The sequence below is a fragment of the uncultured Mediterranea sp. genome (assembly GCF_902493215.1).
Taxonomy (GTDB): domain Bacteria; phylum Bacteroidota; class Bacteroidia; order Bacteroidales; family Bacteroidaceae; genus Bacteroides.
Genome location: NZ_CABUOL010000031.1, coordinates 1 through 22,188 on the forward strand (window position 1 = coordinate 1; position 22,188 = coordinate 22,188).

20 protein-coding genes and 1 tRNA gene are annotated in these 22,188 nt (G+C 54.3%); 15 read left to right on the top strand and 6 right to left on the bottom strand.

The window, feature by feature from the left end; translation table 11 throughout:
- Nucleotides 1-351 precede the first annotated feature (351 nt).
- The 8 genes from RDO88_RS12960 (at nucleotide 352) to RDO88_RS12995 (ending at nucleotide 9,239) form a co-directional block, all read left to right on the top strand.
- On the top strand, nucleotides 352-492 hold the full coding sequence (locus tag RDO88_RS12960; RefSeq protein WP_307759761.1) for a hypothetical protein: 141 nt from the start codon (nucleotides 352-354) through the stop codon (nucleotides 490-492).
- Between the two features lie 74 nt (nucleotides 493-566).
- The gene (locus tag RDO88_RS12965; protein ID WP_307759762.1) at nucleotides 567-914 is read left to right on the top strand and encodes an SH3 beta-barrel fold-containing protein; all 348 of its coding nucleotides are present in this window, start codon (nucleotides 567-569) and stop codon (nucleotides 912-914) included.
- A gap of 7 nt (nucleotides 915-921) precedes the next feature.
- A complete protein-coding gene (locus tag RDO88_RS12970; RefSeq protein WP_307759763.1) occupies nucleotides 922-1,746 on the top strand; it encodes a Lin1244/Lin1753 domain-containing protein in 825 nt (274 codons plus the stop codon).
- Between the two features lie 216 nt (nucleotides 1,747-1,962).
- Nucleotides 1,963-3,819, top strand: coding sequence for a hypothetical protein (locus RDO88_RS12975; protein WP_307759764.1), 1,857 nt, complete (start codon nucleotides 1,963-1,965; stop codon nucleotides 3,817-3,819).
- Nucleotides 3,820-3,862: 43 nt separating this feature from the next.
- Entirely contained in the window at nucleotides 3,863-6,076 is a 2,214-nt protein-coding gene (locus RDO88_RS12980; RefSeq protein ID WP_307759765.1) for a hypothetical protein, read from the top strand.
- A gap of 64 nt (nucleotides 6,077-6,140) precedes the next feature.
- Nucleotides 6,141-8,423: a hypothetical protein gene (locus RDO88_RS12985; RefSeq protein ID WP_307759766.1), complete on the top strand. Its 2,283-nt coding sequence runs from the start codon at nucleotides 6,141-6,143 to the stop codon at nucleotides 8,421-8,423.
- A 116-nt stretch (nucleotides 8,424-8,539) separates the two neighbouring features.
- On the top strand, nucleotides 8,540-8,836 hold the full coding sequence (locus RDO88_RS12990) for a type II toxin-antitoxin system HigB family toxin (RefSeq protein ID WP_307759767.1): 297 nt from the start codon (nucleotides 8,540-8,542) through the stop codon (nucleotides 8,834-8,836).
- Between the two features lie 37 nt (nucleotides 8,837-8,873).
- Nucleotides 8,874-9,239: a helix-turn-helix domain-containing protein gene (locus RDO88_RS12995; protein ID WP_307759768.1), complete on the top strand. Its 366-nt coding sequence runs from the start codon at nucleotides 8,874-8,876 to the stop codon at nucleotides 9,237-9,239.
- Nucleotides 9,240-9,323: 84 nt separating this feature from the next.
- Here RDO88_RS12995 and RDO88_RS13000 read toward each other — a convergent pair.
- A tRNA-Gly gene (locus RDO88_RS13000) sits at nucleotides 9,324-9,396 on the bottom strand.
- 131 nt (nucleotides 9,397-9,527) lie between these two features.
- Between RDO88_RS13000 and cobU the strand changes: the two genes are divergently transcribed.
- From cobU to cobC, 4 genes are read left to right on the top strand one after another with little or no spacing between them, the layout of a single operon-like run.
- The gene (gene cobU / locus RDO88_RS13005; RefSeq protein WP_307759769.1) at nucleotides 9,528-10,037 is read left to right on the top strand and encodes a bifunctional adenosylcobinamide kinase/adenosylcobinamide-phosphate guanylyltransferase; all 510 of its coding nucleotides are present in this window, start codon (nucleotides 9,528-9,530) and stop codon (nucleotides 10,035-10,037) included.
- A gap of 13 nt (nucleotides 10,038-10,050) precedes the next feature.
- Nucleotides 10,051-11,088, top strand: a complete 1,038-nt coding sequence (cobT, locus tag RDO88_RS13010; protein WP_307759770.1) for a nicotinate-nucleotide--dimethylbenzimidazole phosphoribosyltransferase — start codon at nucleotides 10,051-10,053, stop codon at nucleotides 11,086-11,088.
- A 3-nt stretch (nucleotides 11,089-11,091) separates the two neighbouring features.
- Complete coding sequence (gene cobS / locus RDO88_RS13015; protein WP_307759771.1) at nucleotides 11,092-11,838, top strand: adenosylcobinamide-GDP ribazoletransferase; 747 nt, start codon at nucleotides 11,092-11,094, stop codon at nucleotides 11,836-11,838.
- Nucleotides 11,823-12,365, top strand: a complete 543-nt coding sequence (gene cobC / locus RDO88_RS13020) for a histidine phosphatase family protein (RefSeq protein WP_307759772.1) — start codon at nucleotides 11,823-11,825, stop codon at nucleotides 12,363-12,365. The genes cobS and cobC overlap by 16 nt, the downstream gene beginning before the upstream one ends.
- A 7-nt stretch (nucleotides 12,366-12,372) precedes the next feature.
- On the opposite strand, the gene cbiB is transcribed toward cobC, so the two are convergent.
- From cbiB to RDO88_RS13035, 3 genes are read right to left on the bottom strand one after another with little or no spacing between them, the layout of a single operon-like run.
- Nucleotides 12,373-13,323 (bottom strand): adenosylcobinamide-phosphate synthase CbiB, encoded by a 951-nt coding sequence (gene cbiB / locus RDO88_RS13025; protein ID WP_307759773.1) that lies wholly within the window; start codon nucleotides 13,321-13,323, stop codon nucleotides 12,373-12,375.
- A 25-nt stretch (nucleotides 13,324-13,348) separates the two neighbouring features.
- Entirely contained in the window at nucleotides 13,349-14,401 is a 1,053-nt protein-coding gene (locus RDO88_RS13030; RefSeq protein WP_307759774.1) for an aminotransferase class I/II-fold pyridoxal phosphate-dependent enzyme, read from the bottom strand.
- Entirely contained in the window at nucleotides 14,394-15,893 is a 1,500-nt protein-coding gene (locus RDO88_RS13035) for a cobyric acid synthase (RefSeq protein WP_307759775.1), read from the bottom strand. The genes RDO88_RS13030 and RDO88_RS13035 overlap by 8 nt, the downstream gene beginning before the upstream one ends.
- 300 nt (nucleotides 15,894-16,193) lie before the next feature.
- Between RDO88_RS13035 and pncB the strand changes: the two genes are divergently transcribed.
- The gene (gene pncB / locus RDO88_RS13040; protein ID WP_307759780.1) at nucleotides 16,194-17,366 is read left to right on the top strand and encodes a nicotinate phosphoribosyltransferase; all 1,173 of its coding nucleotides are present in this window, start codon (nucleotides 16,194-16,196) and stop codon (nucleotides 17,364-17,366) included.
- Here the strand turns inward: pncB and RDO88_RS13045 are convergent.
- Nucleotides 17,345-17,947, bottom strand: a complete 603-nt coding sequence (locus RDO88_RS13045; protein ID WP_307759776.1) for a cob(I)yrinic acid a,c-diamide adenosyltransferase — start codon at nucleotides 17,945-17,947, stop codon at nucleotides 17,345-17,347. The genes pncB and RDO88_RS13045 overlap by 22 nt on opposite strands.
- Nucleotides 17,944-19,275 carry a cobyrinate a,c-diamide synthase gene (locus tag RDO88_RS13050; protein WP_307759777.1) on the bottom strand — a complete coding sequence of 444 codons (1,332 nt, stop codon included), beginning with the start codon at nucleotides 19,273-19,275 and terminating at the stop codon, nucleotides 17,944-17,946. The genes RDO88_RS13045 and RDO88_RS13050 overlap by 4 nt, the downstream gene beginning before the upstream one ends.
- Before the next feature lie 80 nt (nucleotides 19,276-19,355).
- Between RDO88_RS13050 and RDO88_RS13055 the strand changes: the two genes are divergently transcribed.
- Together RDO88_RS13055 and RDO88_RS13060 are read left to right on the top strand one after the other, a co-directional pair.
- On the top strand, nucleotides 19,356-20,786 hold the full coding sequence (locus RDO88_RS13055) for a phosphotransferase (protein ID WP_307759778.1): 1,431 nt from the start codon (nucleotides 19,356-19,358) through the stop codon (nucleotides 20,784-20,786).
- A gap of 1 nt (nucleotide 20,787) precedes the next feature.
- The gene (locus tag RDO88_RS13060; protein ID WP_307759779.1) at nucleotides 20,788-21,552 is read left to right on the top strand and encodes a sugar phosphate nucleotidyltransferase; all 765 of its coding nucleotides are present in this window, start codon (nucleotides 20,788-20,790) and stop codon (nucleotides 21,550-21,552) included.
- Nucleotides 21,553-22,188 lie beyond the last annotated feature (636 nt).

A 22,188-nucleotide genomic window follows, 5' to 3' on the forward strand; every position in this document is an offset into this window, starting at 1 on the left:
CTATGGTGCAAATTGCCGCCATAAAATTATTTTTGAATAAATTTTAAACAGCTTCTAAATGCAGCCAAGAATTTAACTGTTTTTAATTATCGCAAATACCATAGAACAAACAACAGTACAAACCTCTTAAATCGGAACATATTATGAGAGCACCGAATGAGAATCATGTGGCTGAAAATGAGGCCAATCCCCCAAAAAGAGGCCGGAAAAGGGAACCAGACCTGAAAGGCATTCAAGAAGACCGGCTATATTATATTGAAATGTTACTGATCGGTTATTTGTCGGGAGATTTCGACAGGAAGGCCAACGGGAGGATGGCCCCCTTCGCTCGCTTTCCTGACCGGAACAAAGATGTTTGTGGATAAAAACGGCAAGCCATTGAGCTACAGCACGCTCATCAAGGAGGTTTACATGGTATGGGATGAGCTTACCCGAAAGGATGAATTCAAACAGTTCCGACGGAAAGGCAGCTGGAAACCTATCAGAAAGTAAAGTTTCTTTTAAAAACATCGGATGTGAAGAAGGGTACATACTTTTGCGGCGTAACCAAAAAACAACATCGGATTATGAAAAGAAACAGAAAAAAGGCTTCGGCATACGAAGCGCTGAAAAAACGGTGGGCGATACGCATCCGCCTGGAGAAAAACTACAGTGAATACAGTGCAGCTTGGATGGCAGACCGGCTGATGAGCCTGCTGGACTACATGCAGTACGGACAAGCGGCGGTGGCACACCGCAAGCAGAACGGCGAATTCAGGCTGGTAAGGGCCACCCTCCTGCCCTACGAGCATGCCTTCGGTCGGAAGTACGACCTGCGACGGGTCAAGGGAACGGTGGTCTACTGGGACCTGGAACGGCAGGTATGGGACAGCTTCCAGCTGGAGAATTTCATGGAGTGGAAACCAATCGTCTGAAGCAGCTATGGCCATGAGGTATACAGGTATCTTGTATTTTCCGGTGGAGGTGAATCTGCCGGAAAATATCGCCATGGAGCTGGTGGAAGCCCGGTTCGGACTGAAGGGCGTAGCGGTGGTACTCAAACTGCTGTGCAAAATCTACAAGGAGAACGGGTATTACCTGCCCTGGAACCCGGAGCAGAGGGCACTGTTTTCCAACAAGGTGGGACGGGACATCAGCGAGGAGGAGATGCAGGGCATCGTGGACATTCTGGTGGAGAAGGGCTTCTTCGACCGGGAATTGTATAAGAAGCAGGGGGTGCTGACTTCGGCGGAAATCCAGGAGGCATGGCTCGACGCAACCAAACGCAGGAAAGGGAGGGAGCCGGCCTCCCTACCCTTCCTGATGGAACGTTTCGTGACCCCGGAAAAGGGTACGGAAACAGTCAGTAAAGCGCCGAATGCCGGAGCACCGGATAAAAATGCTTGCAATTCTGCCGAAAATGTAAGCAATTTCCAACAAAGCAGAGTAGAGCAAAGTAGAGCAGAGCAAAGCACAACAAGTATGAAGGAAGAAGATCCTGCTGAAAACCGGTCGAAGCAGGGCCCGCCGGAATATGCGCTGAACAAACGGACGCACAACTACGAGGGGCTGCTCCTGACGCTGCAACAGAAGCGCATCACCGACCCCGCCGACGTGCAGGCCATTCTCCGCCTATCGGACTACGGCCGCCTGGGCGGCCATGTGTGGAAGGTGCTCCACTCCACCCGCTGGAAGGATATCAACGCCCGTGGCAAGTACCTCATCGCGGCCCTGGCAAAGGAAAAACGCCCGGACGACAGGATGTAGACAAGCTGACGGGAAGGTGTGTACGGGCTGGAAACAGAATGTACACAAAGTAACTCTCCCCTTTTCGCTCTCAACTCTCCACTCTCCACTCAATTGACCTGCGTCAAAAAGTCGCCTGTCCGGTGAGGGGCATTAAACAAATAGGCAGATGGACGTGTTTTGAATGCTGTTGAACATTTTGAGCAACAGAATTATTGACACTAACAAAAAGACAGGATGAAAAAGATTGTTTGGATCACATTGTTATGCGCACTGGCCTTTGTATCCTGCCAACAGGAGGAATGGACGGAACACACCGGCAACCGGACAGGTGGCACGTCCGTCAGGCTCAGAAGTGAGGAGTACGAGAATCCGGGGACAACCCGCAGCACCACCGGCGAAACGGAACCCTACGACCGGGTGGAGTTCTGCGTGGCCGATGAAGAGGGCTACATCGTCGGCGGGCTGAAGGGAATCTACAACCCGCAGAGCCAGGAGATGAAAATCGAGGGACTGAAAGAAGGGGAATACAGGTTGCTGATTCTGGCTGTACGGGGTGACGAACAGGCTGACGGGGCTACCATACGCCGTATGGAACACCTGACGGACGAATGGATAGGTTTTCCGGAAGACCTTGGAAAACCGCTGGAAGCGGAATACTTCTACTCGCAGACGCCTTTCAGCGTGGAGCGGATACAGACGGCAGACGGATATGAACACGAAGCACAGCTGCCGGACGAAATCGTACAGAAACGAATCATGGGCCGGATGGACATCGCCCTGCTGTACAACAACGAGAATGTACGCACGGCCGTGACACAGAAAACCCTGACACTGGAGAACGCGCGCTTCTATACCCGCTTCACGGGAGACGGCGGATATGCCGGAGAAAGTAACGGCACCATGGAGCAGCTGGACCTGAGCCAGGCGGAAGCGTTCTGTTTCATGCCCGTCGTGGCAGGAACAGAGGTAGAGGGACGAATCGACCTCGAGACCCGGAACTACCGTGGAGGAACGGTGGCATGCAGCTACCGCTTCGCAACGGATTCGCTTTGTGCCAACCGGATCAGCCGGGTGAACGCGCAAATGGTGCATCCGGACGATTACCTGGGCACGCTGTTTGTCACACGGACGGCCTATAACGAAGGCAGACATGCCCTGATCCTGCAGGACGGAGAGCCGAAAACCGTGTACACCGACCCGGCACAGCGGAAATTCAACACAGCCCAACCGTTGCAGCTGGACATCGACGACGAAGGACGGCTGCACGCACGCTTCTACTCGCCACGCGACCTGAAAGGGGTACTGGTGAAGGCAAGGCTGCAGGCGGCAGGCAACGACTACTTCGACCTGGCCTATTTCGATTCCATACCGGCCTTTGCCGACTTCTACCAGAAGACGACTCTTGTCAGCAGAAAAGGTATGTACCGGACGGAAGCGGGAAAGCTGATCGAGATAGACAGACTGGAACCGGAAGAACTGGCCGCGCTGGAATTCAAGGTGGAATCGGACGATCCCTACTGGGCGAAGCTACAGGAGATAGAGCACGGATGGAACATCTACTTCGGACTCTATGGCGGCGATCCGGACCTGCCCGACGGAGGACCGGTAGGCAACTGGATGGGTATCCGCCCGGTACACTGCCGCGAAGTGGTGGCGCTGTTCATCAACTTCACTTATATGATAGACATGCAGGAGCACGAGGATATTCTGAAAGAGAACGAAGACCTCCTGTATGGTAACGGGGGTGTGGACGACAAGGTGACCGCCGAAAAGGTACTGTCACAGATGCGACAGCAGAGGACCCTGCAGGTGGGACTGGTATACCCCGGCAACGGAGTAATCGGTCTGGGAGGAGGAAACATATTCGGAGCCTACCAGTCTGCATGGGTTACCCACTATACCAATGCTTATGCCTGTGAAATCATGTTCCACGAGCTGGGGCATGTCATGGGATACAACCACAGCAGTTCGTTCACCTACGGCCCCTGGGCACAGCAGCTGATGAATCACTTTTATGTGAACAACCTGCATAAATTCCCCATCGACTCTGCCTCCTACCTGGACAGCAAGAACAACCCGACGCTCTATTGACAAGCGTACGTATTTTGAACAACAACTTAAAAAACTGTAACCGATGAATACATTCAACCGAATATGGGGTGTCCTGCTGCCTCTGCTGATGGCCGGATGTCATGCCGATACGGCATGGGACAGCATGGAGACCCACACCGGAACAACCGTACGCCTGCTGGCCACGGAAACGGCCGGAACGCAAACCGGCAATGACGACGCGCAACTGAACGACATACGCATCTACCGCTTCGACGGAGGAACCCTGAAGGAGGTGTTCGGACCGATGACACCGGAAAAGGACGGGACATGCCGCCTTGACCTGAAAACGAACGACGGGGTACTGATGGTGCTGGCCAACGCATCGCACGTCGAAGGGCTGGAAAACCTGACTGCCGGCACCACACTGGAGGAATTCAAGAAACTATGGGCCGTAAAAGAAGACATGGCTGCGCAAGGCTTGCTGATGAGCGGACAGGCAGACCTGGCCGAAACAACGGCCGGAAATCTGGAGGTAAAGCTGAAAAGAAGCGTGGCACGGATAGACATCGAGTCGACGGACAAGGGGGTGGAAGTGCTCCAGGCCAGCATCTCGCAGCTGGCAGACAGAGGGTACATCAACGAACAGACGGAAATCGCCAGTCCAGAACAGACGGAAAAAGGGGCGTTTGAAAAGACGTTCGACACTCCGCTGGCCAACGGTCGCGAAACATGGCTCTACGCCTGCGAACAAAGCGGTGAAGGAATGACTGCCGAGGTACTGGTACGTTTCAGAGGAGCCTTGCACCGGATGAAGGCTGCGCTGCCTGCCATCCTGCGGCGAAACACGACCTATACGCTGCACGTGTACGGACGGGGAGACGACGTCAGCCTGAACATCACGTCAGACGGATGGGAACAGGGAAGCACGACCGGTACGGAAACCGTAAACCGTGCCCTGGTCAATCTGGAAGCCTCAGACCTGCCCGCCAACGTACGGGTAAACGAACGGGGAGACAGCGTCTTCATCCCATACATGGGCAGCGACTTCCGCCTCGCCCTGAACGGCGAAAGCGGTACGACGGTAAGCATGGAAGGACAGGTAGACAAAGTTACGGTACAGACGGCAGCCACACGAAACCTGGAGCATGTGGGCAACGTGACGGTATCGGCCGGACACCGCTTTCCGGGCAGTAACTGGGAATATATCCACCTGGACCTGTACAAGGACCGGACATGGACGGGACGGGTGGTACTGGCCTGCGAACCCAACCCCATCAAGCTGGAGGGCAGCATCGTACTGGACGAGAACGGTGTCTGTGACTTCGGGCGATATGTAGACGGCGAGCTGGGACGTCTGACACTTCCCCAAGGCAAACAGGCCATGATAGAAACCGGAGACGGGGAAACGCCCTGGCTCAAACTGGCAGAGAGCGAAGACGGATACCGTGTACTGGGTGGATGGAAGCCCAACGACCCCAAGGCGGACGGCCGTACGCAGGAAGCCCGACTGGTCATCAGTGACGCAGACGGAAGCAACCGGGAGACCTACCCCATCCGACGGGTGAACTGGGGACTGCCGGTGGTGGAAATAGACGGTACCTGGTGGTGCAAGTACAACTTGAGGGGAAATGTCAAAAGCTTTGAGGACCAGGTGAGCATTGCCGACGACCAGGCCCTGGAGAAGCCGCTGGCCGAGGTGCTGGCTACCTGCAGCGACGACGAACTGCTGGCGTGGATGGGCGGACAATATCAGGGTGGAAACCCCGACGAACTGCCTTTGCGGCACGACGGAAGTGTGTTCTACCACGAAGGTTACAAAAGCAATCCGCAAAACTGGGGGAACATGGCTGCCACACAGATGGCTCCGGCAGGATACGAAGTACCCGGCTACGATGACTATGCGTTCTTCGGATGGGGAACCAACTCGAACATCGGCGGTACGGGAACCCGGACCTACCAGAACGCACAGGGCAAGGACATCACGGTGACCGTAACGGAACGGAACGCCTCTTTCCTGGGAGAGCAGTATGGCACGGTGGCTTTCTATGATTTTGCCTACGGAAACAACCACTGGACGTTGTATGGCCTGGGCCATCAATGGAACACCACGAACGGAAGCATATCCCGGATGATGATTATGATGGCCACAGCAGGAGTCAGCGGCAGCTGGTATATGGAAGGCTATGCACAGGCCGAAAAGCCCGGACAGAACTGGTGGAAATACAGCGCCCAAAATGCACAGAAAACGCGTACGATCCGATGCATCAAAACACCGGTAGAATATATAGTCGACTAATTTCTTTACATTTATTTCACAACCGTATTATTAACAAACTGAACAAACGATTATGAAAAAGAAAATGATGAAAGTTTTAGCCTTAGTAACAGGAACCTTGATCAGCATGTCCTGTTCGAATGATTCAGAAGGTAACCTGCCATCCGTCAATCCGGATGCGACCATGGTACAAACCCGTCTGGCTGCCTACGACGGACAAAGCCAGAATGCAGAAAGTGACACAGATATAACTGACATGAAGGCATTTCTATTTCAAAAAGGTACCTTGACTGAAATATATGAACTGGGAGCGTCTTCTCTGGATAATCACAAAATACAGATAGACAGCCGTACCGGAAATCTGTATGTAGTGGCCTATGCAGGAGGCTCCATCCCGACAGATGATCTGCTGTCCAAAAGCCTGAGTGAAGAAAACTGGAAATCGAGCATCGTTCACATGAATGGCAGACATGCCCAATTTTATACGGGTGTAGTGGCTCTGGGAACTACCAGCAGTCCCAACAATACGGCAACTGTAACGTTGAAACGAGGTCTGGCCCGATTTGACCTCACGGTCAATACAGCCGAAGTGACTTCGGTGAACAGCGTAACACTGAAAAACATAGCCCGATCGGCGTATGCATTTCCGCAGGATGGCATCATCTCACCTGCCGAAGCCAACCGTAAAGACACGACAGTCGTTTTCACGGAGCCGATAACCGATGCTCAGGAAGGCATCATCTACGCCTACGAACAGGAAAATACAAACATCGAAATAAGCGTAACAGCCCTCATCGGAGGACGGGAAACGACATTGACCAAACAGTTTGACGGACCACTGAAAAGAAATACAATCTACACCGTCACGGTACGTCAGGATCAGATCGACATCCAACTGAGCACATCCCTTGAAGACTGGGAGAACGGAAGTAATACCGAACTGATCCCCGGACTGGACAGCCGTCTGACCATCGACCAGACTTTGTCCCAACTGACCGAAGACATGCAGGTAACGGATGAAGGCAGTACCCTGATCTTTCCCCACGGAGCAGCAGAAGTGCTGCTCGCCGTGGATTGTGACGACGAGTTGGAGGTATTGCCAACATCCGGTTATCCGGTGACCGTAGAACCGGTAGCCCAGACCCGCGGACTGGAAGGGAAAAACCTCTTCCGGATACGGAAAGCACTCTATGCCCCCGGTATGGGGGCAGAAGAGATGACACTGCAATTCCACCGCAAAGGTCTGGACAACTCGTATCCCGAAGACGGGATACGGCTGGTGTTACAGGCCAATCCGGTACAGATAGAAGGGTTGCTGACGTTTGACGCGGAAACTTACACGCACCGGTTCGACCGCTACATTGACAACGAACTGGGAACCTTCACCTTGCCCGACGACAAACAGCTGGCGGTTGAATTTGCAGGAAACGAAGATCCCTGGCTGAAGCTGGAACTGCGCGAAGGGACGGACAATGTCTATCGCGTGCTGGCCGGATGGAAACCGAACGATCCTACCGCCAACGGACGTATACAGGAAGGCAAACTGGTAATCAGCAACAAGGCAGACGGAACAGAACGGGAAGAATACCTCGTGTCGCGACGTAACTATGGCCTGCCGGTGACCTGGCTGCACGGAGTGTGGTGGTGCAAATACAATGCAAGAGGGAATTCCCGCTCCTTTGACGACCAGGTATTGTCGTCCGTCGACCCGGCGGCAATGGCCGGACAGACGGTGTTCCAATATCTGGAGACCTGTACCGCCGAAGAGTATTATGATCTGTGGGGATGGGCCTATCAGGGAGACAGCGGAAAAGGATTGCGGGTAATCAACCGGGACGGAACGGCCGTACTCGACGGTTTTGCAACCGGACAGACCGTTCACATGAACCGGCTGTCGCCAACGGCTCTGGCTCCGGAAGGATACGAAGTGCCGAGTATGGAAGAGTTCAACCGTGTATTCGACGCGACAGACTACGTATGGGTCATGTGGAACGGTACTCATGAACTGAAGAACCCGTGGGAGGGACACAGCCGAATACAACGTACGCAGAAACGCAGAAATGATATCGTTGTAGACGGTCTGGCCCTGACTGACCTGATATACATAGCCATGAAGAGTCCGGACTTTCCGCAATACGAACCGGTGGTGTGGTATGGCCCGGCAGCACAGTGGAACGACTCGGGTATCTACCACGGACACTACAACAACATTCTGTTTACGGTCTATGAGCCGGGAGGAAAGGGATGGTATTTCAACGGATCGATGGCTGGCCTGTATCTGACCCAGAATGGTGCCGGCAACAACGATACCCGCATCCTGCGCTTCAAGAAATCGCCGGTAGAATATATTTATGGTGTAGAAGAATGAGATTACAAACATCCGATAAAACACACATCAAACAATATATTTCGGATAATGGAATTTAATTTTGGAAAATAGAATTTTGTTCTTATCTTTGCAAGATAGATAATTGAGTGAACATAATGAGAATATTTACAGAACAGGCTATAAAAGAATATGCAGAAGCACATCCTGATGCAAAGGTCGCTTTGCAAGAATGGGTTACCATAGTCAAGAGAAGTGAATGGACCTGCTTTTCAGATGTAAAAAAGACTTTCAATAGCGTGGATAATGTGGGCAACCAACATTATGTATTCAATATTAAAGGCAATAATTACAGGCTGATTGTAGTGATAAAATTCACGATAAAGTTCGTTTATATTCGCTTTATTGGCACTCATGCCGAATATGACAAAATAGCGGATTGTTCTGTTTTATAATTAAACCGAATCGGCGGTTACCGATTAACCAAGAGCTATGACAAAGATAGAAACCAAAGCTCAATACGACTGGGCTGTAAAAAGGGTTGAGGAACTACTTCCACTGGTTACAGACGAAACCCCTCTCGATAATCCGAACAGCATAGAGTTGGAATTACTTTCTAATCTTGTTGCTGATTATTCAGAAGAACATTTTGCACTGGGAGAGCCATCTCTGGTTGATGTGCTGAAACTCCGTATGTATGAGATGGGACTTAACCAGAAAGCACTGGCAAAATTAATTGGAGTCAGCCCTTCTCGTTTGAGCGATTATATTTCCGGTAAATGCGAACCTACATTGAAGGTTGCCCGTGAAATCAGCCAAAAATTGAATATTGATGCCAATATAGTTTTGGGGGTATAAGCTAAAACCAGCTGATTAAACCAGCCTGCTACAAAACAAAAAAATCAGAGACTTACATCACGTAAACCTCTGATTGTCAAAATGAGCGGCAAGCGGGACTCGAACCCGTGACCCTCAGCTTGGGAAGCTGATGCTCTACCAACTGAGCTACTGCCGCCTGTCGAAATCTTTGTCTTTACAAACATTCTTTTCACAAAGCGGGGACAAAGATAGAGACTTTTTTTAGAAAAGCAATAGCGAAGTCAATAAAATCTTGTATTTTTGTTTCCCGTTAGAAAAACAGATGGAATGAAACGGATTGTATTGATAACAGGCGGAGCACGCTCCGGCAAAAGCAGCTATGCTGAAAAAATGGCACTAAGCCTCTCTCCCACTCCGGTTTACATGGCCACCGCACGTATCTGGGACGACGAATTCAGACAACGGGTCGTCAAGCACCAGCAACGCAGGGGACCGGAATGGACCAACATTGAAGAAAACAAGGAGCTGAGCCGGCACTGCCTGGACGGACGGGTGGTACTGGTAGACTGCGTGACACTGTGGTGTACCAACTACTTCTTCGACCTGGACAGCAACGTGGATGCAGCCCTGCAGGCTGTACGCGACGAATTCGACCGACTGACCCGACAGGATGCCACGTTCCTCTTCGTCACCAACGAAATAGGAAGCGGCGGCACTTCGGAAAACGAAATCCAACGCAAATTTACCGACATGCAAGGCTGGATGAACCAATATATCGCTTCGAAAGCCGATGAAGTGATTCTGATGGTGTCGGGCATTCCCGTGAAAATAAAGTAAAACTGAAAATAGCATGAAAACATTCGAAATCGCAAGACCGGACAAAGGGATGGAACCGGCCATCGTGGACAAAATCAATAACCTGACCAAACCGAAAGGCTCACTGGGCCGACTGGAAGAAATAGCCCTGCAAGTGGCACTGATCCAACAGACACTGACACCTGCCTTAAAGAAGCCACAGAACATTATCTTTGCTGCCGACCATGGAATTGTGGAAGAGGGCGTAAGCCTCTCGCCCAAGGAAGTGACCTGGCAACAGCTGAGCAACTTCCTGCACGGAGGGGCCGGTGTGAACTTTCTCTGCCGCCAGCACGGGTTCCAACTGAAGCTGGTCGATGCGGGAGTGGACTATGACCTGCCCTACGACAAGGGAATCATCAACATGAAAGTGCGTCGCGGTACCGCCAATTACCTGTACGGACCGGCCATGACGGAAGCCGAAATGGAACTGTGCCTGGAACGGGGAGCCGAAATGGTACGCCGCTGCCGCGAAGAAGGAAGCAACGTTCTGAGTTTCGGCGAAATGGGGATAGGCAACACCTCGTCGTCGTCGATGTGGATGACCTACTTCACCGGCATTCCGCTGGAAGAATGTGTCGGCGCAGGCAGCGGACTGGACAGTGCAGGCATCCGTCATAAATACGAGGTACTGAAAAAGAGTATGGAAAACTACCACGGTAACGGGTCGACACGCGATGTCCTGCGGTACTTCGGCGGACTGGAAATGGTAATGGCCGTAGGTGCCATGCTGCAGGCCGCAGAGCTGAAAATGCTGATTCTGGTGGATGGATTCATCATGACCAACTGCATGCTGGCAGCCAGCCGGCTGTATCCGGAAGTCGTGGACTATGCCGTCTTTGGTCATTGCGGCGACGAGACCGGACACAAACGGGTATTGGACTACATGCACGCCAAGCCGCTGCTGGACCTGGGATTAAGACTGGGAGAAGGAACCGGCGCCATCTGCGCCTATCCCATCGTGGATTCGGCAATCCGCATGATCAACGAGATGGACAACTTTGCCCACGCATCCATCACCAAATATTTTTAAGCAATGAATTTTCTGGCTGCATTGATATTCTTCACACGCCTGCCCTTCTGGAAAATCAGGGAAGTGCCGGCCGAGTGTTTCAAGCATGTGGTGCCCTACTGGCCGCTGGTGGGATGGCTTACGGGAGGAATCATGGCCGGCGTACTCTGGCTGTCCGGCCAGGTATTGCCCTTGCCCGCAGCCTGGCTGGTGGCCATCGTGGCCCGGCTGGCCGTGACCGGCTGCCTGCATGAGGACGGACTGGCCGATTTCTTTGACGGGTTTGGCGGGGGAACAACGCGTGAACGTATCCTGGCCATCATGAAGGATTCGCACATCGGTACCTACGGTGTGGCGGGACTCATCTTCTACTTTCTGCTGTTGTGGCAGCTTCCGCTGTCGCTTCCGTTGCCGGTGCTGTGTGCGACAGCCCTCTGCGCCGACTGCTGGAGCAAGTTCTGCGCCTCGCAGATTATCAACTACCTGCCCTACGCCAGACCCGAAGCCGAAAGCAAGGCCAAGGTTGTGTACAGCGGCATGAGCCGGGGTGAAGGAATTACAGCCTTCGTCAGCGGCATCCTGCCCTTGTTCTTCCTGCTGCCACTGCGTACATGGCCTGCTACGGCCGTTCCCCTGTTCACCTTCCTGCTGCTGCAAAGCCTGATGAGGAAACGGCTGCAAGGATATACAGGCGACTGTTGCGGAGCCATGTTCCTGCTATGCGAACTATCGTTTTACCTATCTGCTGCGATTATATGGAACTTATACTGATACGCCACACCTCGGTAGACGTACCGCCAGGTGTATGCTACGGGCAGACCGACGTACCCCTGAAACCGACGTTTGAAGAAGAAGCGGCCAAGACACTGGCCAACCTGAAAACAATCCTGGCCGACGGACAGATGTCGGAACAGGTCTATACCAGTCCGCTGACCCGCTGCGTACGGCTGGCCGAATACTGCGGTTATCCGGATGCCGAACGAGAGCGGCGCATCATGGAAATCAATTTCGGAGCCTGGGAGATGAAACCTTTTGACCACAACGATGACCCGAGACTGAAGGAATGGTATGCCGACTACCTGAACGTAGCTGCTACCGGAGGCGAATCGTTTGCCATGCAGTACGAACGGGTCGGCCGTTTTCTGGACGAACTGAAACAGAAACCGTGGCAGCGTGTCCTCCTCTTTGCCCACGGCGGGGTACTGATTTGTGCCCAGATTTATGCGGGGCTCATCAAGGCCGAGGAGGCCTTCAGTGCCCTGACGCCCTACGGAGGCATCATCCGGGTAACCATCTGATCCGGCATCAGGCCAACAGCCGGACTGCCAGCGTAAGTACAACGAGCAGCATCATCAGCGCCTCGGCGCGACGGTTGATGCGGATGGCCACCTGCATGTCTGCAGTGGTCAGCAGACGGTCGGTGTACCCGATAAAAGGCTTCCAGACCTCTTCCCCAAAATAGAAGTGGGGACCGCCGAAACGGCAGTCCAGAATACCGGCCAGTGCCGACTCCGGATAACCGGAATTGGGGCTGGCATGCTGGTTGCCATAACGGGCCACAAAAGCCAGCAGGGACAGCCGTCCCGACGCCAGTACCATCAGCAGGGCGGTCAGACGGGCCGGTATATAATTGGCCACATCGTCCAGACGGGCGGCAAAACAACCGAACTGGCGGTATCGCTCGTTGCGGTACCCGATCATGGAATCGAGCGTGTTTACCATCTTATAGGCCAGCATGCCCGGCACTCCCAACAAGGCATACCAGAACAAGGGGGCCACCACACCGTCGCTCAGATTCTCGGCCAATGTCTCCAACGCCGCCGTACGGACTTCCTGCGCAGACAATTGCGAGGTGTCGCGCCCTACAATGCGGGCCACCTGACGGCATCCTTCCTCAAGCGAACGGTCGGCTGCCTGGAAAACCATCCGGACCTCACGTACCAGCGTGGTGCCTGCCAGGCAATAAAATATCAGCAGCACCTGCAACACCAGCAACAATCCCGGAGAATACAGGGCCGCTCCACGCAACAGATAAAGCGTCAGGACAAAGACGACCGACACCCCTATCACACTCAGGGCCGCTCCTTTCCAGAACCGGAATTTTCCTTTATTCAGATGACGTTCGCCCCAGGCAATGGCCCGGCCAAACGCCACGACCGGATGGGGCATCCAGAGAGGGTCGCCCAACCAGCGGTCGAGCACCCAGGCTGCCAGCAACGGCAGACACAAATAGCATATAAGCAACAGTTGTTCCAAAGCAGAAAGAGTTTATAAGGATTCGTTATTCCTGAAGCCAGGAAGCAATGGCTTCCACCAGACGGTCGTTCTCCGCAGGTGTCTGGGTGGCTATGCGGAAGAAATGCTCGTCGAGGCCTTCGAAATTCGACGCATCGCGTATCAGAATGCCGTGCTCGGCTGCCAGATATTCTTTCAGTGCCGAGGCCTTGCCGAAACGCAGGCGCACCAGCATGAAATGCGTATGTGTGTCCCACACATCCAACGCTCCCAGCTGCTCGAGCCGTCTGCGCAGGCGGGCTGTCTCCTGCAGGCACTCGTCCAGACGGACCGGATCGGGCATTCCTTTCGAAGCCAGATAGAGACCGGCCTCGATAGCGAACGCATTGACCGACCAGGGCATGCGGTGGGTACGTATGCGGGCCAGCAGACCTTCGTCACCCGTCAGGAACCCCAGCCGGAGGCCCGGGATGGCATAATGCTTGGTAAGGGAATGCAGCAACAGCACATTGGGATAGCGGGCTGCCTCGGCTGCCGGGAACAGCGGCCGCTGCGTAAAGTGTTCGTAGGACTGGTCGATGACGAAGCATACCTGCGGATTGCGTTCGACAAGTGTCTCCAGCCAAGCCTTGTCGACGACACTGCCCGTTGGGTTATTCGGATTGCACAACCACAACATGCGTATCTCTTCGGGAAGCAGAAAACGTTCCCGCCCGGAAGGCAGGGTATAGAGCGAACTGACACGATGGCCGTGCATCACACAGGCATCGGCATATTCGCTGAACGTGGGCTGCAGAATGGCCGTACGGGTTCCTCCGAAGGTCTGGGCTATCAGATAAATGGCCTCGGTGGCTCCGTTGGTGACACATACCGAAGCGGGCGCCAGATGCATCAGCCGGGCCAGTTCGGCTTCCAGCGTATAAGGTTCGGGCTCGGGATAGGAAGAAACCAGGCTCTTCTGCCGGCCGTCACCGCGCACGCATTGGGCCAGATGTTCCAACAGCCCCGAAAGGTCGGGGTGTCCGTATACATTCGAACTGAAATTGGCCGTTATCGGCCTGCTGTATTTATAGGAGTCGTCTCCATGTCCGTCAATCATGTTCCGTCAAAATTTGATAGACAAGCGGCAGGTTGACGTGACGGCGCACGTGGTCGGCCAGCTTGTCGTATTGTTGTTCCTTGAATGCCTGATAATCGAACGTGCTGCGTTCCTTCACCTTGTCGGCAAAAGGCTCGAGCAGAAAGTCTATGAAGGACGCGTTGTCCAGAATGCCGTGAATGTAGGTGCCCATACAGGTGCGGTCTACAAAGCAACCGTCGGGTTGTCCGTCTTCCAGCCGGTTCAGCGGCCTGTAGTCTTCGTCGGACACACCGGTGGTAACGCCCATGTGGATTTCGTAACCGCTCATTTCGCCGGAACCCCCGCCTGTACCTGCGTCGAGGGTGAAGCGCACCTGCCGCGTCACCTTACCGCCGGTCATGCGGGTGCTTACCGGAAGCAGGCCTAGCCCGGGAAGCCGTTCCATTTCGCCTTCCACATGATCGGGGTCGAGCACTTCCTGTCCCATCATCTGATAGCCTCCGCAGATGCCCATGACCGTCTTTCCGTCGCGCCGGGCCCGGATGACGGCCTGCGCCACCCCGTTGCGCCTCAGTTCGTAAAGGTCGTCCAGCGTACTCTTGGAACCCGGCAGCAGAATGATGTCGGCCTTGGCTATTTCTTCCGTATTGTTGGTATAGAAAAGATGGACACGCGGGTCGCGTTCCAGTGCATTGAAATCGGTAAAGTTGCTGAGATGGCGCAACAGCACGACGGCGATGTTTACCTTGCCGCGTTCGGCCTGAATGGATTTGGTGGCAAGCGCCACACTGTCTTCTTCTTCGATATAGATATCCTTGTAGTAGGGCACGACTCCCACGACCGGTATGCCGCAAAGGTCTTCGAGCATCCGGATGCCCGACTCGAAAAGACGGATGTCACCACGGAACTTGTTGATGAGGATACCCTTGATGCAGGCCCGTTCGTGCGGACGGAGCAGCATGAGCGAACCGTACACACTGGCAAACACTCCGCCACGGTCGATGTCGCCCACCAAAATGACCCGTGCTCCCGCATGAAGAGCCATGGGAAGATTTACCAGATCGGTGTCGCGCAAATTGATTTCGGAGATGCTTCCGGCCCCCTCGAGAACGATGGGATTGTAGCGGGCAGCCAGACGGTCGTAAGCGGCACAGGCCTCGCGGCGGAGCGCCTCATGGCCTTCCTTACGGAAATAGTCGTAAGCGTGGCGGTTTCCCAAAGGACGCCCGTTGAGCACAACCTGCGAAGTGTGGTCGCTCTGGGGTTTCAGCAAAATGGGGTTCATGTCCGTATGGCAGGGAACACCGGCAGCTTCGGCCTGTACGGCCTGGGCACGCCCTATTTCAAGTCCCTCAGGGGTAGCATAGGAATTGAGCGCCATGTTCTGCGCCTTGAACGGTGCCGGATGATAGCCGTCTTGCCTGAAGATGCGGCAGAAGGCGGCAGCAATGATACTTTTGCCCACGTCACTGCCGGTACCGGCGAACATAAGAGGATGTAATAACTTCATACGTTTCGTTTTTGCAGCCGCAAAGGTAATAAAAAGGAGAGAATGGAAAAAGGAGAAAAGGAAGCAAAAAAAAAGGCTATCTTCCCAGACAGCCAATCTTTTGTTAACCTTAAATCTAATACTATGAAAAACACATTGCAAAGGTAGGCATTTCCCGGAATCCTCCAAAAGAAGACACAAAAAAACGAATTATTATAACATAGCTTAAACTCTATACTTTCTTGTTAACATATAAATACTGCGCCATTCGCTTGCTAAACTTGAATAAAGTGTGTACCTTCACAGCCTGAACAAAAAAATATTACCGTTATGATCTATTCCATACTCGATACCGACCTCTATAAATTTACGACGTCATACGCCTATATCAAGCTGTTTCCCAATGCGCAAGGAACCTTTTCCTTCACCGACCGCGACCATACGGCCTACTCCGACCGCTTCCTGGCCGAACTGAAGGACGCCATCGACAACATGCGGCGGATTACGCTGACGGGAGACGAGCTGGAATACATGGCACACAGTTGCCGTTTCCTGCCCCGGGTCTATTGGGAATGGCTTTCCTCGTTCCGTTTTCAGCCGGAGAAGGTGAAAATCAGTCTCGACGAGGAGCGGCATCTGCATATGGAGGTAACTGACTATATGTATAAGGTAACGCTGTATGAAGTACCCTTGCTGGCACTGGTATCGGAAGTGAAGAATCAGGTGTCGGGCAACATTCCCGACCTGACCCAAGTAACCGAACGCCTGGTGGACAAGGTGGCGCTTTCCAACCGTCATCACTTGTCTTTTTCGGAATTCGGTACCCGACGCCGCTTTTCGTTCGACGTACACGACACGGTCATCGGTTACCTGAAACAGCACGCCCTGTACTGCACGGGAACCTCCAACTGCTATTTTGCCATGAAATACGGCATGCGCCCCATGGGTACGCATCCGCACGAATGGTTCATGTTCCACGGCGCGCAGTTCGGCTACAAGCACGCCAACTACATGGCGCTGGAAAACTGGGTCAACGTGTATGACGGCGACCTGGGTACAGCCCTGTCGGACACCTACACGACCGATGCCTTCCTGAGCAACCTCAGCCGCAAGCAGGCCAAGCTGTTCGACGGCGTGCGCTGTGATTCGGGCAACGAATTCGAATTCACCGACCGGCTGATAGCTCGCTATCAGGAGTTCGGTATCGACCCCACCACGAAGACCATCATCTTCAGCAACGCACTCGACTTCCCGAAAGCGCTCGACATCCAGCGGTTCTGCGAAGGACGTATCCGCTGTGCCTTCGGCATCGGCACAAACCTGACCAACGACACGGGCTTCAAGCCGGCCAACATCGTGATGAAACTGACCCGCTGCCGCATGAACCCCAGCCAGGAGTGGCGCGAATGTGTCAAGCTGTCCGATGACGAAGGGAAGCACTTGGGCAGCAGCGAAGAAGTGAAAGCCTGCCTTTACGAATTGCAACTGGCCTGACCGCCGTCGGCCGGCCGGCGCTTGCGCTTATAGGCAAACTCCTGCCATTTTTCTTCCGGCCAGTTCTGGCGCTGCATCTCCATGCGCGCCATGACAAAGAAGAGGTCGGACAGGCGGTTGACCAGGACCAGGATGTCTTCCGCCAACGGTGACTGGCGGTGGAGCGTCCACAGCCGGCGTTCGGCCCGACGGGCCACCGTGCGGGCAAAATGCAACTGGGCCGATACGGGCGTTCCGCCGGGCAGCAGGAAATAGCCGTGATCGGCCAACTGCTCCGTCAGCCGGTCCATCTCCTGTTCGCAACGGAGCGTCAGTCCGGCGGCGTGAAGTTCGTTGGGATTCACCTTGCCGGGCGGTGTGGCCACATGGCTCATCACCACCATCAGTTCTTTCTGTACCTCGTGCAGCAGAGGCTGCCAGCCGTCATCGGCAGGCAGCAAGGAACGGACGATGCCTATCACGGCATTCAGTTCGTCCAGACAGCCGTTGGCCTCAATGCGGATGTCGTCCTTGGGCACCCGCTTCCCTCCATGAATGCCGGTCATCCCCTTGTCACCGGTCTTTGTATAGATTCGTTTCATTGTTCGTTTTCAAAAAGTTTGTCCAAATCGGTTTCGCCCCAATACAGATGGGTGTAACTGGCCAGCAGGTTCTTGTAACGGAACACCGGCGTGTCCACCGGCTGTCCCTTGGCATTGTACACCTGCGCTGCCGACGGCCACAGATGCTCTCCTGCCCTCTCCACAAACTGGGTGTAATGGAATTCGTGCCCCCGCAACGTCTGTCCGTTGTAATCGAAACGGCGGTAGCCCAGACTCAGCTTGCGGTGTTCCTTCCGGTTGGAAATGGAAAACGGCAGTACACCTGCCAGCGGACAGAAATCAGGCTGCCCGTCCAGGCAGACTCCCTGCGACAAATAAATCATCCCACCGCACTCGGCCAGTGTCCGTCCGCCCCCTTCGATGTACCGGCGGACCGACTCCAGTGTTCCGGTTGCCGCCTTCAGAGCTTCGGCATGTTTCTCGGGATAACCACCGGGCAGATAGAGCAAACGGGTATCGGCAGGCAGCGGTTCCGGCTGTTCGGGATCGAAAAACACCACGTCGCCATAACGCCTGAACAGATCCAGATGTTCGGTATAGAGGAAAGAAAACGATTCGTCGTTACGGGCCACGGCCACGACTCCGTGCCCCACCACTTCATTTTGTACCACACGGCTTGCAGGCAAAGGGACGGCGGTAACTTCCAAGAGTCGGCCGATGTCGACATGCGCTTCCAGTTGGGCCAGCAGGCGCCGCCCTGCCTCGTCCGTTTCCTGCTCGCTGAAGTCCAGTCCCAGGTAACGGGACCCCTGCTCCAGCAACGCGTCCTTGGGCAAATAGCCCAAACACTCTACCTGCAGGTCATCGCACACCTCACGCAGCATCTCGAAATGGCGGGGCGACCCCACCCGGTTGAAGATGACGCCCGCAAAACGGATGTCCTGCCGGAAATGCAGGAATCCCTGCAACAACGGAGCCAGCGAATAGGCCGCCGAACGGGCATCGACCACCAGCACCACAGGCAGGCGGAGCAGACGGGCCACCTCGGCCGACGAACCGCGGTCGCGGCTGTAACCGTCGAACATCCCCATCATACCTTCCACCACGCACACATCGGCATCTGCTGCATAACGGGCATAGACCTGCTCCACATGGGCGTTCGAAGCCATGAACAGGTCGAGATTGACCGACGGACGGCCGCAGGCCCGCTCGTGAAACTTCGTGTCGATGTAGTCGGGACCGCACTTGTAGGGCTGCACCTTCAGGCCCCTGCCCTTCAGCAATGCCATCAGTCCGCGGCTCACCGTTGTCTTTCCACTGCCCGACATGGGGGCGGCTATCAGAAATTGGGGTATGCTCTTTGTCATTTTTTCTGCATTTATTTCGGGCAAAGATAACCATATCTGAACAGAAAACCTTATCTTAGCTGCCAAAAAGATGCACACCTATGATTACAGAAGAACTGAAAAAGCTATATATAGCCTACACCGGACACGAACCGGAATCCATCGATGAAATGCCCGCATCGGGCTCCAACCGCCGTTATTTCCGCCTGAAGGGAAATCCTAACCTGATTGGGGTAAGTGGCGAGAGTGTGGAAGAGAACCGCGCCTTCCTCTACATGGCCGAGCACTTCCGCCGGCAGGGTCTGCCCGTACCGCAGGTCTTCATCAAGTCGGACGACGACATCTATTACCTGCAGGAAGACCTGGGCGACACGCTGCTCTTCAATGCCATCGAGAAAGGACGCAAGACCAGCGTCTTCGGCGAGGACGAGAAGCAGCTGCTGCGCAAGACGCTCCGCCTGCTGCCCGCCGTCCAGTTTGCCGGAGCCGAAGGCATGGACTTCTCCTACTGCTATCCGCAGGCCGAGTTCAACCGCCGCAGTATCCTGTGGGACCTGAACTACTTCAAGTACTGCTTCCTCAAGGCCACCGGACTCGACTTCCAGGAGGACCGCCTCGAGGACGATTTCCAGAAGATGGCCGACGTACTGCTGCGCAGCAGTTCGGCCACGTTCATGTACCGCGACTTCCAGAGCCGCAACGTCATGATCAAAGACGACGAACCGTGGCTCATCGACTTTCAGGGCGGGCGCAAAGGTCCCGTCTACTACGACGTGGCTTCGTTCCTGTGGCAAGCCAAGGCCAATTACCCTGACAGCCTCCGCCAGGAACTGCTGCACGAGTACATCGACGCCCTGCGCAAGTACCAGCCCGTAGACGAGGCCTACTTCATGGCCCAGCTCCGCCACTTCGTGCTGTTCCGCACCATGCAGGTACTGGGTGCCTACGGTTTCCGCGGCTATTTCGAAAAGAAGCCCCACTTCATTCAGAGTGTGCCCTTCGCCATCGAGAACCTGCGCCAGCTGCTCCGCGAGCCCTATCCCGAATATCCCTATCTGTGCCAGGTATTGACCGAGCTGACCCAACTGAAACAGTTTACCGACGACCTACAGAAGCGCCGCCTCGTAGTCAAGGTCACCAGCTTTGCCTACAAGAAAGGTATCCCTGAAGATCCGTCGGGCAACGGCGGCGGCTTCGTCTTCGACTGCCGGGCCGTGAACAATCCCGGCAAGTACGAACGCTACAAGCCCTTCACCGGACTGGACGAACCCGTCATCCGCTTCCTGGAGGACGACGGCGAAATCACCACCTTCCTGGAGCACGTCTACGGTCTGGTCGACGCTTCGGTGAAACGCTACATGGAGCGCGGATTCACCAACCTGTCCGTATGCTTCGGCTGTACGGGCGGCCAGCACCGTTCCGTCTACTCGGCACAGCACCTGGCCGAGCACTTGAACCAGAAGTTTGGGGTACAGGTCAACCTGATACACCGCGAACAGAACATCGAACAAACCTTCAAAGCCCGCAACTGATATGAAAGCCATAATTTTTGCCGCCGGCCTGGGCACCCGTCTGCGCCCGTTCACCGACCACATGCCCAAGGCCCTGGTCCCCGTAGCCGGTGTTCCCATGCTGCAACGCGTGATACTGCGGCTGAAAGAAGCCGGATTCGACGACATCGTCATCAACATCCATCACTTCGGAGAACAGATACTCGACTTCCTGAAGGCGAACAATGATTTCGGTGTGCGTATCCGCATCAGCGACGAACGGGGCGAACTGCTCGACACCGGCGGAGGCATCCTGAAGGCCCGCCCCCTGCTGGACGACGGCGAGCCCTTCCTCATCCACAACGCCGACATCCTGACACACATAGACCTGGCCGCCTTCTACCGCCACCACGTGGAAAGCGGAGCCGACGCCACCCTGCTGACCAACCACCGCCAGACAGCCCGCTACCTGCTGGCCGACGGCAGCAACCGCCTGTGCGGATGGGTGAACAAGTCGACCGGAGAGACACTGCCCCCCGGCACGCCCTACGAAGAAGGCCGCTACAACGAACTGGCCTTCGGCTGCGTGCACGTCCTCTCGCCCTCGGTCTTCGGCTACATGGGCCACGGACAGTGGACGGGCAAGTTTTCCATCATCCCTTTCTACATTGACATCTGCCGCCAGGCCCGCATCCAGTGCTACCCCATCGACACCGAAGGATGGTTCGACGTAGGGAAGCCCGAAACGCTGGCACAGGCAGATGCTTACTATCGGAGAATGGAACAAGAATATTCAAAAAAAGAATAAAGACATCAATTGGTATGATTGAGTACTGCTACCTCTGAAAAGGAAGCAGTACTTTCCGAAAGTTCTTGAAGAGCATGGCACATCCATTAAAATCGGGACACTAATGAAACGTTATACATACCAAAAATCTGTGCACTTTTGAGTCACAGAATTGAAATTTTATTTGTACTTTTGCACCGGATTTCTTAATCAATAGTGCTCGAATTTCGGCTTTCATCTTTTTATATTATTCCCTGATGTGGCCGTTAGTAGCGCATTGTGGCAGATTCTATGCTGTCCGGACTCTCAGTTCATTATTAGTATTTCCGAGGGAATAAGCAAAGGTTAACGGCTTATAGTTAACGGTTAAAGGAAAAAATAATGAACAACAATACATCTATTTTTATTTCATGAGTAAACTTATGGCTTATTCCGCTTTGGCTATTACATTGATAGCCGAAGGGGCTTTTTTTGTGCCTATATGTGCACAAGAGAGGGCTGTGCAGACAATGACACTCACGACACTTTACGACCTTGCCGACCGGCAAAGTCAGAAGGTGAGAGTAAGTGAGGTTGCTCTGCGGGCAGCCGATGAAGGAGTGGCAGCAGCCAAATCGGCTTTGCTGCCGAGTGTGGACTTGAGCCTTCAGGGCAGTT